Source organism: Paraburkholderia sp. USG1 (genome assembly GCF_031570135.1).
Classification (GTDB): Bacteria; Pseudomonadota; Gammaproteobacteria; order Burkholderiales; family Burkholderiaceae; genus Paraburkholderia; species Paraburkholderia dioscoreae.
Genome location: NZ_JAMWXW010000013.1, coordinates 1 through 15,883 on the forward strand (window position 1 = coordinate 1; position 15,883 = coordinate 15,883).

At 62.2% G+C, this 15,883-nt stretch carries 16 protein-coding genes and 1 pseudogene; 12 read left to right on the plus strand and 5 right to left on the minus strand.

Features of this window, described 5'->3' with window-relative positions:
• Positions 1–517: 517 nt before the first annotated feature.
• Complete coding sequence (locus NE850_RS18300; protein ID WP_310699086.1) at positions 518–745, plus strand: hypothetical protein; 228 nt, start codon at positions 518–520, stop codon at positions 743–745.
• A 23-nt stretch (positions 746–768) separates the two neighbouring features.
• On the opposite strand, the gene NE850_RS18305 is transcribed toward NE850_RS18300, so the two are convergent.
• On the minus strand, positions 769–1,494 hold the full coding sequence (locus tag NE850_RS18305) for a TetR/AcrR family transcriptional regulator (protein WP_310699087.1): 726 nt from the start codon (positions 1,492–1,494) through the stop codon (positions 769–771).
• Positions 1,495–1,729: 235 nt separating this feature from the next.
• Here NE850_RS18305 and NE850_RS18310 point away from each other — a divergent pair, with 235 nt between their 5' ends.
• The 11 genes from NE850_RS18310 (at position 1,730) to NE850_RS18360 (ending at position 12,389) form a co-directional block, all read left to right on the plus strand.
• A complete protein-coding gene (locus NE850_RS18310) occupies positions 1,730–2,941 on the plus strand; it encodes an FAD-dependent monooxygenase (protein ID WP_310699088.1) in 1,212 nt (403 codons plus the stop codon).
• Positions 2,942–2,980: 39 nt separating this feature from the next.
• Entirely contained in the window at positions 2,981–3,736 is a 756-nt protein-coding gene (locus NE850_RS18315; protein ID WP_310699089.1) for an Asp/Glu racemase, read from the plus strand.
• A gap of 9 nt (positions 3,737–3,745) precedes the next feature.
• Entirely contained in the window at positions 3,746–4,570 is an 825-nt protein-coding gene (locus NE850_RS18320) for an alpha/beta hydrolase (RefSeq protein WP_310699090.1), read from the plus strand.
• Between the two features lie 32 nt (positions 4,571–4,602).
• Positions 4,603–5,652, plus strand: a complete 1,050-nt coding sequence (locus NE850_RS18325; RefSeq protein WP_310699091.1) for a 2,5-dihydroxypyridine 5,6-dioxygenase — start codon at positions 4,603–4,605, stop codon at positions 5,650–5,652.
• Positions 5,645–6,280 (plus strand): N-carbamoylsarcosine amidohydrolase, encoded by a 636-nt coding sequence (locus tag NE850_RS18330; RefSeq protein WP_310699092.1) that lies wholly within the window; start codon positions 5,645–5,647, stop codon positions 6,278–6,280. The genes NE850_RS18325 and NE850_RS18330 overlap by 8 nt, the downstream gene beginning before the upstream one ends.
• Before the next feature lie 226 nt (positions 6,281–6,506).
• Entirely contained in the window at positions 6,507–7,691 is a 1,185-nt protein-coding gene (locus tag NE850_RS18335) for a porin (protein ID WP_310699093.1), read from the plus strand.
• A gap of 160 nt (positions 7,692–7,851) precedes the next feature.
• Positions 7,852–9,000, plus strand: coding sequence for an ABC transporter substrate-binding protein (locus NE850_RS18340; protein WP_310699094.1), 1,149 nt, complete (start codon positions 7,852–7,854; stop codon positions 8,998–9,000).
• Between the two features lie 18 nt (positions 9,001–9,018).
• On the plus strand, positions 9,019–9,891 hold the full coding sequence (locus NE850_RS18345) for a branched-chain amino acid ABC transporter permease (RefSeq protein ID WP_310699095.1): 873 nt from the start codon (positions 9,019–9,021) through the stop codon (positions 9,889–9,891).
• A gap of 46 nt (positions 9,892–9,937) precedes the next feature.
• Positions 9,938–10,882, plus strand: coding sequence for a branched-chain amino acid ABC transporter permease (locus NE850_RS18350; RefSeq protein ID WP_310699096.1), 945 nt, complete (start codon positions 9,938–9,940; stop codon positions 10,880–10,882).
• Positions 10,879–11,667, plus strand: coding sequence for an ABC transporter ATP-binding protein (locus tag NE850_RS18355; RefSeq protein ID WP_310699097.1), 789 nt, complete (start codon positions 10,879–10,881; stop codon positions 11,665–11,667). The genes NE850_RS18350 and NE850_RS18355 overlap by 4 nt, the downstream gene beginning before the upstream one ends.
• Positions 11,664–12,389 (plus strand): ABC transporter ATP-binding protein, encoded by a 726-nt coding sequence (locus tag NE850_RS18360; RefSeq protein ID WP_310699098.1) that lies wholly within the window; start codon positions 11,664–11,666, stop codon positions 12,387–12,389. The genes NE850_RS18355 and NE850_RS18360 overlap by 4 nt, the downstream gene beginning before the upstream one ends.
• 289 nt (positions 12,390–12,678) lie before the next feature.
• Here the strand turns inward: NE850_RS18360 and NE850_RS18365 are convergent, their stop codons facing one another.
• The 4 genes and pseudogenes from NE850_RS18365 to NE850_RS18375 all read right to left on the minus strand — a co-directional run bounded on the left by NE850_RS18365 (position 12,679) and on the right by NE850_RS18375 (position 15,585).
• The gene (locus NE850_RS18365) at positions 12,679–13,020 is read right to left on the minus strand and encodes a hypothetical protein (RefSeq protein ID WP_310699099.1); all 342 of its coding nucleotides are present in this window, start codon (positions 13,018–13,020) and stop codon (positions 12,679–12,681) included.
• Between the two features lie 98 nt (positions 13,021–13,118).
• A pseudogene (locus NE850_RS39495) lies at positions 13,119–13,445 on the minus strand (LysR family transcriptional regulator); the annotation flags it as partial.
• A gap of 99 nt (positions 13,446–13,544) precedes the next feature.
• The gene (locus tag NE850_RS18370) at positions 13,545–14,594 is read right to left on the minus strand and encodes a substrate-binding domain-containing protein (protein ID WP_310699100.1); all 1,050 of its coding nucleotides are present in this window, start codon (positions 14,592–14,594) and stop codon (positions 13,545–13,547) included.
• Positions 14,595–14,898: 304 nt separating this feature from the next.
• The gene (locus NE850_RS18375) at positions 14,899–15,585 is read right to left on the minus strand and encodes a hypothetical protein (RefSeq protein WP_310699101.1); all 687 of its coding nucleotides are present in this window, start codon (positions 15,583–15,585) and stop codon (positions 14,899–14,901) included.
• Positions 15,586–15,883: the final 298 nt, after the last annotated feature.

The window sequence follows — 15,883 nt, forward strand, 5'->3', positions numbered from 1 at the left end:
CCCACAGTTCGTCATCAATGATCGGCGTGCCCATCCCCTTGGTTCCTGTTGTTCAGATGGCCAAGGTTAACAGCTTGCCGAAAAGGTTAACAGCCCCCTCGGGGTCTTTTTGAAATGGTCTCTAAGAAAAGAGGTGCGCCGGACTGGTGCACCTCTTATGCCATAGCGATTTCAGCGGAGCGAGCACTGATGCCCACGGCCTGGATGTTTCCCAGCCTCGCTTCGCGATGGGCTTTCTGACAGAGGCGATCAATCATTTGACCTCCCGCACCTCGACCTCATGATCCCGCAGCAGGCGGGCCAAACCAGCATCGTAGGTAACACCGCCGCCATAAGTGTTCTGGTGTGACAGAGTTGCTATTCATGAAGGCTCGTGCAGCTTGCAATTATTATTTTTACGAACATATAATTTGTGCGCCATAGACCGTGGTTGTCAGGGCGACGGTGCAAATGGCATGGTATCGGCTGCCCGTCGGGGCTTGCGGATTCGTGCAACAAATTTCTGGAAGAGGAGTGTATGGAAAAGGAACTTGATGTCCTTCGCGGGCAGATCCACGGCCTGGTGGCCGCGGTCAGTGCCATTGCATCGGTGCTGCCCGACAGTGCCTCGGCTGACGCCGCGGAGGTGCTGGACGACATGATCGCGGCGACCGGCAGCTCAGGCCTGTCGGGCACGACGCTGGAGGCCATGCACGCGACCATCCGCCAGATCAGCGGGGCATTGCAGGTGTCACTTCACCGCTGACCGGGGCAGGTGTGCGTCGTCAACTATCTGCGCCTGCGAACTGGCTCCGGTGTTCCGACGCCTGGCGCTGTGAGTCCGCCGACCACAAACGCCGTCAGCTGTTCCAGCGTTTCAGTCGCGTCCCCGGGATTGCAGGCGCCCTCACTGAGCACCTCCAGCCGGTGGCTGTCCGAAAACGCGTACAGGTAGGAACCGATCATCAGCGTCACCCGCCAGTACAGATCCTTTCCAGGAAGAGTCGGCAGGGCGCTTTGGAGCGCTTCGACATAGGCCCGGGTGGACTCGCCATAGGCGAGGTTGCGAAGCTTGTACGAGATCTCGGGGGGTTCGGTATGCAGGCGGGCGTGAAGCCGGATGAAAGCCCGTCCACCGGGGGAGCGTCGCAGCGTCAGCATCGGTTCGAGGAATGTGCGGACCACTTCCGCAACGGACGGCTTCGCGGTGTTCTGCTGAAGCTGGCTGAGCAGGTCGAGGCGTTGCTCGGAAATCCGTGTGGCGCGGCGCAGGAATACCTCTTCGAACAGGCGCTGCTTCGTGCCGAAGTGGTACGTGATCAGTGCCTGGGTTACACCGCAGGCGTTGGCCACCTCACGCAGCGTGGAGCCCGCGTATCCGTGATCGGCGAAGTCGACTTCCGCGGCGTCGAGGATCTTTTCGCGCAGGTTGCTGATACCAACCGGACGGCCAGGGCCGTTACGGCGCTTCGGGGCGTTGCGCGAACGGGTGCTGCTCGGAGTGTCTTTCGTCATTCGCATTCGGACTGGATGTGAGTGCTGTGGCAGGGCGCCTGCGACTTCGTGGATGGATATTGTGTGGCGGCTATTGTACGGCCTTCCATAAGCCGGCTTGCCGTGAGCCGTGGTCGTGGGGCAGGTAGGGATGCCGCAGGGAAATTCCTGATTTTTGAAATCCTTATATTTAATTTTACGACCAAATAATATCAGCCCATGGGTTGATGCAGGTCAATTCTGGAGAGCGGGCAACATGACGAGAAAACTTCGGGTAGGTGTGATCGGTGGCGGCATCGGCGGCGTGGCCCTGACGGCCGCGCTGGCGCAGCAGGGCTTCGACGTGCGGATCTTCGAGCGCGCCCCGGCGTTCGGTGAGGTCGGTGCGGGGGTCCAGATGACCCCCAACGCCGTCAAGGTGCTCGACGCACTCGGTGTTGGCGAGGCGATGCGCCGCGTGACGTTCCTGCCGCAGGCGATCGTCGGCCGCAACTGGGACACGGCGAAGGAAATCTTCCGTATCCCGCTCGCGCACGAGTGCTCACGCCTGTACAACGCGCCGTTTTTCCATATCCACCGGGCCGACCTGCATCAGCTGCTGACCGAAAAGCTGCCCGCGGGCGCAGCGCAGCTTGCGACTGCCTGTGTCGACGTGCGGCAGTCAGGGGACACGGCCGTTGCCCGCTTCGAGGACGGCAGTGAGTTCGAGGCCGACCTGATCGTCGGGGCCGACGGGGTGCGCTCCGTCGTGCGCAGCAAGCTGTTCGGCGCAGACGCGCCGAAATTCACGGGCCATATGTGTTTCCGGGCGGTGGTGCCGGTGGATGGCGTGGTCGATTTCGTTTCGCCCGATTCCTCGTTCTGGCTGGGACCCAAATCCCACGTCGTGACCTATTACGTGCGACAGGGCAAGGCCGTCAATATCGTCGCGGTCAACGAAACGGCCGGGTGGGTCGAGGAGTCGTGGAACGCGCCGAGCAGCCGCGAGGAACTGCTCGCGGCATTCGAAGGATGGCATCCGGACCTGATCCGCCTGTTCGAACGTGTTGATTCGGTGTTCAAGTGGGGGCTGTTCGACCGCGATCCGATGCAGGCGTGGTCGGCCGGACGCCTGACCCTGCTCGGCGACGCAGCCCACCCGATGCTGCCGTTTCTTTCTCAGGGAGCGGCAATGGCGATCGAGGACGGCTATGTGCTGGCCCGGTCTCTGGCCGCGCATGGCAGCGACGTCGCCTCGGCGCTACGCGACTATGAGGCCGAGCGCCTGCCCCGCACGAGCCGGGTGCAGCTCGAATCCCGCGAGCGCGGCCGCACCTATCACCTGCCGACCCTCTTCGCCCAGCGCAAGCGCGACCTCGTCTACCAGTTCAAGTCCTGGCTCAACCCGCAGGCGTCGGGTATCCAGGCCGACTGGGTCTACGCCTATAACGCCACCGATTTCCAGCCGCGCGTCGCCACCGTGGCATGAGCCGCGCCAGCTTTTCCCGTATTCATGGATGACACCAGGATGAGCAAGAACCTTTACCGCATTGGACAGATCGTTCCGAGTTCCAACACCACGATGGAAACGGAAATACCGGCGATGCTGCTGGCGCGCCAGCAGATCCGTCCCGAGCGTTTTACCTTCCATTCCTCACGCATGCGTATGAAGAAGGTCGTGAAGAGCGAGCTGGCCGCGATGGATGCCGAGTCCGACCGCTGCGCGGTCGAGCTGAGCGATGCGCGTGTCGATGTGCTCGGCTATGCGTGTCTCGTCGCGATCATGGCGATGGGACATGGCTATCACCGTCAGTCGGAACGGCGGCTCAAGGCGCATACCGCGGTAAACGGTGGCGATGCGCCCGTGATCACGAGCGCTGGCGCGCTGGTGGATGCACTGAAGATCATCGGCGCGAAACGCATCGTGGTGGTCGCCCCCTACATGAAGCCGCTGACGGAACTGGTCGTCGATTACATCCGCAACGAAGGCTACGATGTGGTCGATTACCGGGCGCTGGAAATTCCGGACAACCTCGACGTCGGTCGCCATGATCCGGCCCGGTTGCCGCAGATCGTCTCGGAGATGGACACCCGCGACGTCGATGCGATCGTGCTGTCGGCCTGCGTGCAGATGCCGTCGCTGCCCGTCGTGGCCCGGGTCGAGGCCATGACGCGCAAGCCGGTCGTGACGGCGGCAATCGCCACCACCTACGCGATGCTGAAGGCGCTCGATCTGGAGCCTGTCGTGCCAGGTGCCGGCACGCTGCTCTCCGGCGCGTATTGAGGGCGCACGATGAGCACTTTCCTGTATGGCGCCAACGTCCACGCGAACGGCATCCGCCAGCATTATCTGCGCTATGGCGGCACGGACGGCGCGCGCGGCGGGCGCGCCGCAGTCATCCTGATTCCCGGCATCACGAGCCCGGCGATCACCTGGGGTTTTGTCGGCGAGGTGTTCGGCCGGGCGTTCGACACCTATGTGATCGATGTGCGCGGCCGGGGCTTGTCCGAAGCATCGCCCACGCTGGACTACAGCCTGGATGCGCAGGGCGACGACGTTGTCGCGCTCGCGGCGGCGCTCGGTCTCGGGCGATTTTCGCTCGTGGGCCACTCGATGGGGGCGCGTATCGCCGCGCGTGCGGCGGTGCTCAGGCCGGTGGGTCTCGCATCGGTCGTGCTCGTCGATCCGCCGGTGTCCGGCCCGCGCCGGCGCGAGTATCCGGGCAAGCTGCCGTGGTACGTCGACTCGATGGCGCTTGCGCGCGCCGGCATGGATGCCGGGGCCATGCATGCGTTCTGCCCGACATGGACCGAAGAGGAGCGCCGGCTACGCGCCGAATGGCTGCACACGTGCGACGAGCGCGCCGTGCTGGAGTCGTACCGGAGCTTTCACACCGACGACTTCCACGCGGATGTGGCGCAACTGCATGTACCGTCCCTGCTGGTCACCGCCGCGCGCGGTGACGTGGTGCGCGACGGGGACGTCGCGGAACTGCAACGCGCGACACCATCGATGCAGCACGTGCGCGTGCCCGACGCCGGCCACATGATCCCGTGGGACAACGCGGGTGGTTTCTATCGCGCCTTCGGCACGTTCCTTGGGGCGTCCCTTCTTTAATTCGTCAATCTCAATCATTCCAGGAAGACGCCATGCCTGTCAGCGATTACGCCATGCTCGAAGCATGGAAGACGGTTCTTGAATTATCCCGGCTCCAGTCCGGCCAGACGGTCACCGTCCTGACCGGCGCGGCGAGCCATCCGCAGACGGTCTCGACGGCCCTGACCGCTGCAGCCTTGATGGGTGCGGTGGTCAACCGCCTCGACCTGCAGCCGGTGAATGCAGAGAAGGCGCTCAGCCGCGACGCGCTGGCCTATCTGGGCACGACGCCGCTCACCGGCAACCGCGCGGCGATTGCTGCGCTAAAGGAAAGCGACCTCGTGCTCGACCTGATGACGCTGCTGTTTTCGCCCGAGCAGCACGAGATCCTCAGGTCCGGCACGAAGATCCTGCTCGCGGTGGAACCACCCGAGGTGCTCGTGCGCATGGTCCCGTCGGTGGAGGACCGCGCGCGCGTGAAGGCAGCGACCGACAGGATCGTGCGGGCGAAAGTCATGCAGGTACGCAACGATGCGGGCACCGATCTGACCTGTGCCCTTGGGCAGTATCCGGCCATCAGCGAGTATGGGTTCGTGGACGAGCCCGGGCGCTGGGATCACTGGCCGAGCGGCTTTGCGCTGACCTGGCCGAACGAGGGACAGACGCAGGGCACGATCGTGCTCTCGCCCGGCGACATCCTGCTGCCGCAGAAGTCGTACATCCGCTCCGAAATCCGGCTGGTGGTGAAGGACGGGTTTGCCGTGGAGATCCAGGGTGGTATGGATGCCGACCTGCTCTCGGAATATGTCGCGTCGTTCAACGACCCGGAGGCCTATGCGATCTCGCACATCGGCTGGGGGCTGCAGCCGCGCGCGCACTGGACGACGCTGGGCCTGTACGACCGGGAGGCTACGCTCGGCATGGATGCCCGGGCGTTCGAGGGCAATTTCCTGTTCTCGCTTGGGCCCAACAACGAGGCAGGGGGATCGAGAACGACCGCCTGCCACATCGATATCCCGATGCGCAACTGCACGGTGACGCTGGACGGCGAAGCGGTGGTCACGCGCGGCAAGGTACAGGACCAGGAGAGAACCCATGCATGACGAGCTTTCGACCTATCAACGGCAGGGTTTTGGCCATACGCTCAAGCCACGCCCCCCGTTCGGCCTGCTGATCGTGGATTTCGTCAACAGCTTCGCCGACCCCGCCGTGTTCGGTGGCGGAAACATTCCCGCGGCGATTGCCAGCACGGTTCCCGTGCTCGATGCGGCGCGGCGCAGCGGCTGGCCGGTGGCGCACACCCGTATCGTGTTTGCGGATGACGATGCCGACACGAACATCTTCGCGCTGAAGGTACCCGGCATGCTCACACTCAAGGAGCGCGACCATAACAGCGCGATTGTCGACGAACTGACGCCGCATCCGGGCGAACTGGTGGTGCGCAAGACCGTGCCGTCCGCTTTCTTCGGGACGTCGCTCGCCGCGTGGCTCACGCAACGCGGCGTGCAGACGCTTGTCGTGGCGGGCGCGGTCACGAGTGGCTGCGTACGGGCGAGCGTGGTCGACGCAATGCAGTATGGTTTCCGTCCGCTGGTGCTGTCCGATTGCGTGGGAGACCGGGCGCCTGGTCCGCATGAGGCGAATCTCTTCGACATGGAACAGAAGTACGCCGCCGTGATGGATTCGACGGTGCTGCTGAAGACGGTATCGGGGACTACGGTTCTGGTCTGAAAAACCGCGCATTATTTTTTTTCGCGTTGCGCCTATTATTTTTACGTTCATATAATAAAAGCACTATCGCCGGTAGTGTGATAGAGGAGAGGGGGGCGCTGACCGCCTCCTCCTGATCTGGCGGGCAGGGCGTTTTCCAGTTTGTCGCGCAATAAAACCAGATGTTGGTAGGGATGTATCAAGGTGGTGCCTCATTGATCAACATATAAACAGGATTCCTATATAAATGGATGGGAAAAATACAGTCACACGCGGCGGCGTGCTGGGCGCGTCAAAACCGGCAACCATTGTCGTTGCGCTTTGCCTCGCCGGTGCCGCGCAGGCGGCGTATGCCGATTCGAACGTCACGCTGTATGGCGTCATTGACGAAGGGATCGACTATGTGAACAACAGCGGCGGCAGCTCGCTGGTCCGTCTGCGCGACGGCACGTGGGACGGCATTTACGGCAGCCGTTTCGGTCTGAAAGGCGCGGAAGATCTCGGCGGCGGACTCAAGGCGATCTTCAGGCTTGAATCGGGCTTTGATGCCACGAACGGGAAGAACCTGCAGGGTGGTCGTCTGTTCGGTCGTTCGGCGTACGTGGGTCTTCAGGACGACCGGTACGGCACGGTGACGTTCGGGCGTCAGTATGACCTCGTGACGGATTATCTGCAGCCGGTCACGTCCAACGGCCAGTTCACAGGACCGTTTGTCCACGCGGGCGATATCGACAACACCGCCAACACGTATCGCATCGACAACGCGGTCAAGTACGTGAGCCCGTCCATCGCCGGTCTCACGCTCAGCGGCATGTATTCGTTTTCCGGTTCGACGACGCTCGGCACGACAGGTATGTGGTCGGTAGCGGCTGCCTGGGAACATGCCGGGCTGAACCTCGCCGCGGTCTATGACCACTTCAACAATCCGGGCCTGTTGACCAACGACGGCAACTTCATCGTCAACACGACCGGTTCGGCCGTCGGTGCCAGCGGTGCGTTCAGTTACGTGGGCAGCCCGCGCAACCAGCAGATCATCGGCGTGGGCGGCAGCTATGCGATCGGCGATGCGACCGCCGGGTTTACCTATACCAATACCCGGTTCGACGATGCCAATGGCACGACGAGCTCAGTTGTGTTCAACAACTACGATATCTGGCTGAAGTACAGCATTACGCCGAGTACTACGGTTGGCGGCGCCTACATCTATTCCGATGGCAAGGTGAACTACAACGGCGAGCGCCCGAAATATCACACGGCGGGCCTCTTTGCCAGCTATACCCTGTCGAAGACGACGATGCTCTATGCAATGGGCGCCTTCCAGCAGGCCGCGGGGGACGCAAAGCAGGCCGATATCTACGACTACGCGATCGCGGATGCATCGTCCACGAATCGCCAGCTGATGTTCCGCGTCGGCATGAATCACCGCTTCTAGTCGGGCGAAGCCGGTCCGGCCGGTGTCCTGGCCGGGCTCCCATTTCGATCACACTGCAGGATCAGCAATGTACACGTTCTCCTTGTTCTCACGTCGTTCCGGAATGGACGGAAAGACCCGCCCTGGTGTCCACAGCCGGCTGGCAACGATATCGCGAGGTATGACCGCGAACCGTCTCGCGGCGTCGATATTCTCGTTTTTTGCGGCCAGTGGTCTTGTCTGCACAGCCGCCTATGCGGCGTCGCCGGTGAAGATCGGGTTGATTCAGCCGCTCACGGGTTCGGTTGCCTACAACGGCCAGGCAGACGTGAACGGCGCGAAACTGGCGGTCGCGGTCATCAACAAGGCAGGCGGCGTACTGGGTCACCCGCTCGAGCTGACGATCGAAGACGGCCAGTGCAACCCGGCCAACACGGTCAATGCGGCCGAAAAGCTGGTCCAGAAGGACAAGGTGTCGGCCCTGATCGGTGCCTTCTGCAGTTCGGCGACGGCGGCCATCATGCCGGTCGCGCAGAAGTACCGCATTCCGCTGCTCACGGGCGTGTCGTCGGAGGCGGATCTGACCGAGAAGGGCAATCCGTGGTTCTTCCGGGCGGCGGAGACGGACCAGCTGCTTGCCCGCTCGTTTGCGCCGACGCTGATCAGGACGTTGTCGCTCAAGCGGGTCGCCTATGTGGGCGTGAACGACGACTGGGGACGCGGCGGCGTCCAGGCGTTCCAGCAGGCGCTGCAGGCGGGCGGGGTGCAGACGGCGTCGACCGACTATTTCGATCATGGCGCGACCGATTTCTATACGCTGCTCGCCAAGCTGCGGGCTTCCGGCGCAGATGGTCTGTTCGTTGCAGCGGAGACGCAGGACGGCTCGACCCTGGTCAAGCAGCTCAAGGAGCTGGGCCTGAACATCAAGGTGTTCGGCGTCGGTTCGTGGGCCACTTCCGACTTCATCGATCTGGCCGGGCCCGCGGCCGAAGGCGTCTATGCCGCCGTGCCGTACGCGTCGACACTGGCCACGCCGGAAAACTCCGCGTTCGTGAACAGCTATACGACCGTGTACAAGGCGCCTCCCGGCAAGTACGGCGCGGCAGGGTACAACGCCGTGGAAATCATGGCGGCGGCAATCCAGCGGGCCGGTTCGACCGATGCGGACAGGATCCGTGCGGCACTCCTGCAGACCGATTATCAGGCGCCGAATGGCCGGTACCGGTTTACGGCGAAGGGGCAGGCCTATGGTTTCAGCCTGGTGCTGGTCCAGATCCACAACAAGGTCCCGCAGGTCGTGGCGACCACGACAGTCGGCGCACCGCACTGATCCGGCAGGGCTGATCTCATGGACCTTCTTCTGCAGTTCCTGGCCGACGGCGTGGTCATCGGTGTCTTCTATGCCTTGTCCGCGCTGGGGCTGACGCTGATCTTCGGGCTCATGCGCGTGGTGAATTTCGCGCATGGGGAGTTTTACATGCTGGGTGGCGTGCTCGGCTGGTTCGTCACGACCCGCCTCGGTCTCGATTTCTTCTCGGGGCTCGCGATCGTCGCGGTCGTGATGGCTACATTTGGCTGGCTCGTCGACCGGTTCCTGATCGAGCGGGTCCGCGACCAGGGGGAAGAGGCCGGTATCCTGCTGACCATCGGCCTGTCTATCGTGATCGCCAACGTCGCGTTGCTGGTGGTCGGTACGGCGCCGCTCAAGGTGGCAGCGCCCGTGCCCGACGCGCCGATCCTGCTCGGAGCGGTGGTCCTGACACGGGTCCGGCTGGTCGCAATCATGATCGGGGCGGCGCTGATTGTGGCGGCGCATCTGCTGATCCGCCACACCACGCTCGGCCGGGCGATGCGTGCCACGTTTCAGGATCCGATGGCGGCGCGCCTCGCGGGCATCCGTACGGGCCGCGTCTACGCCTCGACCTTTGCACTCGGTACCACGCTGTCGGCGCTCTCGGGCATGCTGCTTGGTTCGATCTATTCGACGCAGGTCAGCATGGGCGGCCCGGTCAGCCTGAAGGCGTTCGTCGTCGTGATCCTCGGCGGCATGGGCAGTTTCGCCGGGGCGATCGCGGGCGGGTTGCTGCTCGGTCTGGCCGAGGCGCTGTGGGGCGGCTACGTGTCGACGAACCTGGTCGATCTGGTCGGCTTTGTGCTGGTCATCGCCGTTCTGCTGTTCCGGCCGTATGGCCTGTTTTCGCTGCGTGCCGAGAGGGTCTGACATGAAATTCGAACGTAACGGCCTGCTGATATTCGGGCTCCTCGCCGTGCTGGTGCCGCTGGTCATTCGCGACCAGTATCTGGTGCACCTCGGCGTCATGGTGCTGTTCTATGCGGTGCTGGCCACCAGCTTCAATCTGGTGACCGGATACGTCGGAGAGTTTTCACTGGGGCATACGGCGTTTCTGGGGATCGGTGCCTATACGGCCGCGATCCTGTCGACACGCTACGGATTGCCGATGTGGTCAACCGTACCGCTTGCCGGAATGGTGGCGATGGTCGCCGGCGTGCTAATTGGTGCAATCACCCTGCGCCTGCAGGGGCCGTTCTTCGTCATCGTGACGCTGTCCTTTGCCGAAGCCCTGCGACTGATTGCGGACAACTGGGTGTCCCTGACCAATGGGCCGATGGGCATTGCCGGCGTCGCACAGCCGGCCTGGATTGTGAACCTGGGTAACTTCCGTGCCACGCAGATTCTCTACTACATCATGCTGGGGATCACGGCCGCCGCGCTGTATTTCGCGTATCGCTTCGTATACTCGGCGGCGGGCCGCGCGGCCGTGACGGTCCGGGAAAACCGGTACGTGGCCCAGTCGGTCGGCATCCGGCCGTTCGCCATGGCGATGCAGGCATTCGTGCTGGGCGCTGTGCTGGCGGGGGTGGCCGGCGGCTTTTACGCGCATTACATTTCCTTTGTCGGCAGCGACGTATTCGGTTTTCCGTTTATGGCTACCATGATCATCATGGTACTGGTGGGTGGAAAAGGCACCTTGCTGGGACCGCTTGTCGGCGCACTGCTGGTCACGTTGCTGCAGGAATATCTGCGCGAGGCGCAGGAGTTACGGCTGACCCTGTTCGGCGTGTTCGTCATCCTGATCGTGCTGTTCCTGCCTCGCGGGCTGATGGGTTTCCTGGCCACGCGTCTCGCGGGACCGACGGCACGCAACGGCGATCTTGCCGCGGGCCAGACGCTTCCGGGAGGCACATCATGATGCAGACACATACGGACTATCTCTTGAGCGTGAATGGCCTGTCCAAACGGTTCGGTGGGGTGGCCGCGGTACGCGACGTCAGTTTCGATCTGAAGCCGGGAGAGATCCTGGGACTCGTCGGTCCGAACGGCGCGGGCAAGACCAGTTGTTTCAATCTGGTGACCGGCTTCTACCGCCCCGACTCCGGAGACGTGTCGTTCCGGGGCAAGCGTCTGACGGGAATGAAGCCATACCAGATTGCCCGCGAGGGGGTCGTGCGCAGTTTCCAGAAAACCAGCGTGCTGAAGTCGCTCACGGTTTTCGGGAACATCCTGGCGGGACACTATCTGGCAGCCCGTCAGCCGTTGTGGCGGGTCTTTCTGCCGACTGCCCGGGTACGCGCGATCGAAATGGACGTGCGGCATAGCGCGGAGCGGATCGTTGAGCTGATCGGTCTCGGGCGGCGGATCGATTCACCCGCATATCTGTTGTCATGCGGGGAGCTGCGTCTGCTGGAAGTCGCCATGGCACTCGCGGCCAGACCGAAGCTGTTGATGCTGGATGAGCCTGCTGCCGGGTTGAACACCCAGGAGGCCGTGGTGCTGGGCAAGGTCTTGCGCCAGTTACGCGACACGGAGGTCGAGGCGATTGTCCTCGTGGAACACAACATGAATCTCGTGATGAACACCTGTGACCGTCTGGTGGTGATGCATCTCGGGGAGAAACTGGCCGAGGGTGTGCCTGCGGAAATCCTGTCGAATCCGCAGGTTGTCGAGGCCTATCTTGGCAAGGCGCATGCCGCATGAACGCACTGGAACAACCTGTCCTGAATGTAGCCGACATTCACGTGGCCTACGGTAAGACGAAGGCGCTGCACGGCATTTCGCTGGAAGTGGCCCGCGGCGAGATCGTGGCGTTGATCGGCGCGAACGGCGCAGGCAAGAGCACGACCCTGCGGGCTATCTCCGGCCTGCTGCCGCTGAACTCCGGTTCGATTACCTGGAATGGCAATCCAGTCGGGGGCCTGACGGCGGACCGGATCGTCGCCGCCGGCATCGCGCACTGTCCCGAGGAGCGGCATGTCTGGCCGTCGATGACAGTGATCGAGAACCTGGCGCTGGGCGCCTATCTGTGCCGTTCCCGCGAGGTGGTGGCGCGCCGCATGGAACTGGCGTTCGACCGGTTCCCGCGTCTGAGGGAGCGGTCGTCGCAGCTCGCGGGGACGCTTAGTGGTGGTGAGCAGCAGATGCTCGCGATAGCTCGCGCGCTGATGTCGGAACCGCGCCTGTTGTTGCTTGATGAACCGAGCCTCGGGTTGAGTCCCAGGGTGGCGCACGAGATTCTCGATGTCATCCGCGCGATCAATGAACATGGCGTGACGGTGCTGCTGGTCGAGCAGAACGTACACAACGCACTGTCCGTTGCCCAGCGGGCGTATGTGTTCGAGACCGGCAGGATTACCGCGGCAAAATGCGCGGACGAGTTGCTGGACGATGGTGAACTGCTGGCTGCGTACCTGGGTGGGTAACGGGCAACGGTCATCCCTGTCCGCAAGACGTTGGATTGTGGAGGTACCGGAGACAAGGGAATGCGCTCTGTGGCACAGCCTCATGCGATTGCCTGATCGGCGACCTTGTCGATGAATCGGCTGGGGCCGTCTTGTCATGCCATTACCGTGGGAGGTGCCTGCGCAATCTGTGGAGAGGCCCGGATTCAAGGTTAATCGAATGCTTGCCGGGTGCCTTGTCGCCGGACGGTAAGACTCGCTTTCTTGTGCATATATTGTGGCGGATCGAAGACGTCTGGACCCACGCGCATCACGTAATCAGCGGGTGTGCACTGACCTTTATGGGGCACTTCGGGCGAGCGCTACTCCAGTAGGTACGCAGGGGCACCGGATTTTCGCGCTCGACCGAACAGAATCGATAAATCGCCTGTTGGCCCTCCGGACACAGGTACTTGTCGTCTCTGGCGATGTAGATGAAGTAGGCCCCGTCGAATCGTCCGTCGGCCTTTGCGCTAGAGGCTTGCATTTTCGGCGCTAGCGCCGCGATACCGGCGTCATCGCACGCCCTGATCCCCGGGGCACTGAAGTAGCCACCATCGGCGAGTGCCTTGATCGTCTTCTTGCCCATGGCATCTCGGGCGGCATTGGCCATCGGACTCACCGCGTCTTGTCGTTGCCGATGTTCGTAACTTCGTCGGCCATGATGAGGTAATGCTTCATGTCGACAGCCACCTGAAGGCTGTAGCCCACCACACCTGTACCCTGCCGCGCGGCATTGTATTGCGCGATGACGCTCGTGCTGCGCAGGCTGGCTGTCCACGTCGGGAATCATACGGTTCAGATATAGAAGTTCATGGCTAAAAACGAGGTCCGCCTATCGTCCATGAAAGCGGGGTTGCGAAAGTCTGCGGTAGAGCGAACCGGATCTCGCTGCCGGAGATAATCGCGTGTGCCGTAAAGCCTGAGCTAATAGTCACAGAGTGTGGTGAAGACTTACTGGCCGCGCTCTGGACGTTCGAGCGTAATGGTCATGTCTGCCTCGCGTTTGGATAGGCTGACGAAGTGAGGTACGGGTAGGCGAAGTCTGGCGTGGGCAGTAAAGACATCTCGGATATTTAACCGGATTACAGTCGGCAAGGTCTGCCGGGCGGGGTGGGTACGGCGGCGGATTCTAGCTCACTGCTGCGCGGACGGAATCCAGGAGGCCGAGGCGGCGTCGCTGGCGCGAAAGCTGGTAATCTTCTGCGCCAGTTGTTCGATGCTGCCGAGCCTGTTGTCGACCAGTTGTGCACGCGTGACCAGCGCCGGCTTGACCAGCACCCATTGCCCAGGATTCTGGCCCGCAATGAGCAGACTCACCGCACGTACCGAAACTTCCCCAACGACGGCCGCATTCGTCGCAGCCGTTGCCACCCACGGGCTGTGTGGCTCGACGATGGCCTGGATGTCGGAGGTCGAAATGTCCACGCCGTACACCTTCACCTTCGATTGCAGCCCCAGTTCATTAACCGCCAGCGTGGCGCCGCGGGCGAATTCGTCCCAGGGCGCAAAGATGGCCGTGATATCCGGGTGCGAGCGCAAAGCCGCCTTGGTTTGATCGGCCACCGACGCCGGTACGGAGTCGTTCACCACGCCCCATACGGCCTTTTCGACAATACCGTGCTGTTTGCCGAAGTCCTTCCACTCGGCGTAGCGGTGGTCCAGGGGCGCAAAACCCGCAACGTAGATCGCCCCTGCCTTGAACCCGTCACCCTGTTCCTTCACGGCCTGTTCGAGTACAAGACGAGCCATGTCACGGTCGTTCGGTTCGATCTGCGGAATCTTCGGATTATCGAGGTTGACGTCGTAGGCGACCACCTTGATTCCGGCGTCCAGCGCCCTTTGCGCCACGTCCCTGAGCGCTTCGGGCTTACCGTTGTTGATGACGATGCCGTCTACCTTCAGCGTGATTGCCTGTTCAATCAGTTGACGCTGTACGTTGGGATCCTGGCGAGCCTCCGAAATCCGCAGGTCGACCTTGAGCGCACGTGCCTGACGCCTGGTGCCCGCTTCGAAGGCCTGTAACCAGTCGCCACCGTCTACGCAGTTCACCACCGCGATCCTGACGCCACCTTTGTCGAATGGCGCAGGCGCGCCGGTCAGGCCATCAGCCTTCGCCAGTGTGGAAAGGCAGAGCAGGGCAAACGTCGCCACGGTCGCGCGCCGCAGATGAATTTTCTTTAGCATCTTGAACCGGTCAGGTTGGCGGGTGTGCGGGCGTTGCCGGGAAAATATCACCCGACCAAAGCCACAGCCGGATAGACGGATGGTGCCGGACATTTATACGAAGCGGGCCACGATCTGGCAACGAACGAGTTATGCTTTCGATATGAATCACACGGAATATCACACCTGCAATCCAGCGCAAATTCCTCCAGGATTGCTAAACAACTGGTCACAAAGCCTGAATCATGTTGCGCTTCCCCTCGCTGAGCCCGGATGAGCGTCGGACGGGAGGACGTCAGCCAGGAGCACGAGGCCCCTTACTGCTCTACGTAGAGAAATACGCCGCTGGAATGCCCGCCTCACGGGTAAAGGACAGCGCGACGGTTACGCAGGGCGCCCCCTTTGCAAAATTTCGATTTAGGAAATTCGCCGGAGCCTGTAACAACGCATCGTTGCTGTCAATGCTGGCAGATTTAACTGGCCTCACTCTCAGCAATATGGGACAGGGGGACGGGGTTACGGGTGCGCACGTCACTTTTTTGCAGCCACCTGCCAGCGGTGCGGGCAGGATGCCGAATACGCCGATCGGTGCCGCCACCGGATCCGCTCGGATCGCGGTGTAGTCGAGGTCAATCTGACGCCAGAGCGGAATCAGAACGATGGTTGCGAAATACACAGACCGGATCCGATCGTGACGGCCAGTGAGCCTGGACTTGCCCATGGCGAAATTGCGATGCGCGAACAGGTGAAGATCAATGATCGGATGCTTCTCTCCCAGTTCCCAAACGATCAGGAAGACGATTCCAACGGCCGACAGAATGGTCGTCAGCCAGATGACCGGTGGCGCGAATCCCAACAAGGCCTTCTGGTTCGTGAATTGCCCGTCGATATGCCGCCAGTCAGGTATCCCAGGCGCGGTATTCCCGCTTTGGCGCAGATCCTGGTCATCGAGCCATACGCAGTCTGATTCATCGCCTTTGCCGGGATGTGGCGCGGGATGGCAGCGCGGCAAGAAGCAACTAGAGCATCCCAGCCGACACGGCCGTCGGCGGCTCCCGTTCCCGATACACGTCGCGCGACTGCACAACGTGCGCGTCGCGAAGCACGAGGGTCTATGTCACTCTGGCCGGAACAGAAAACAAACTGGCCAGTTTTCGCAATGGGGAAACAGACTTGTCCGCTTACGCTTCCAGTCAGCGTGGCCTTGTCCTGCCGGTATGAGGATTTGACGGCGGCCCTCGGCTACCCGACATACTTCCAGGGAGCGTTTCCATGATCCACCCCACCCCAGCTGTCACGGCGAAAGAGGC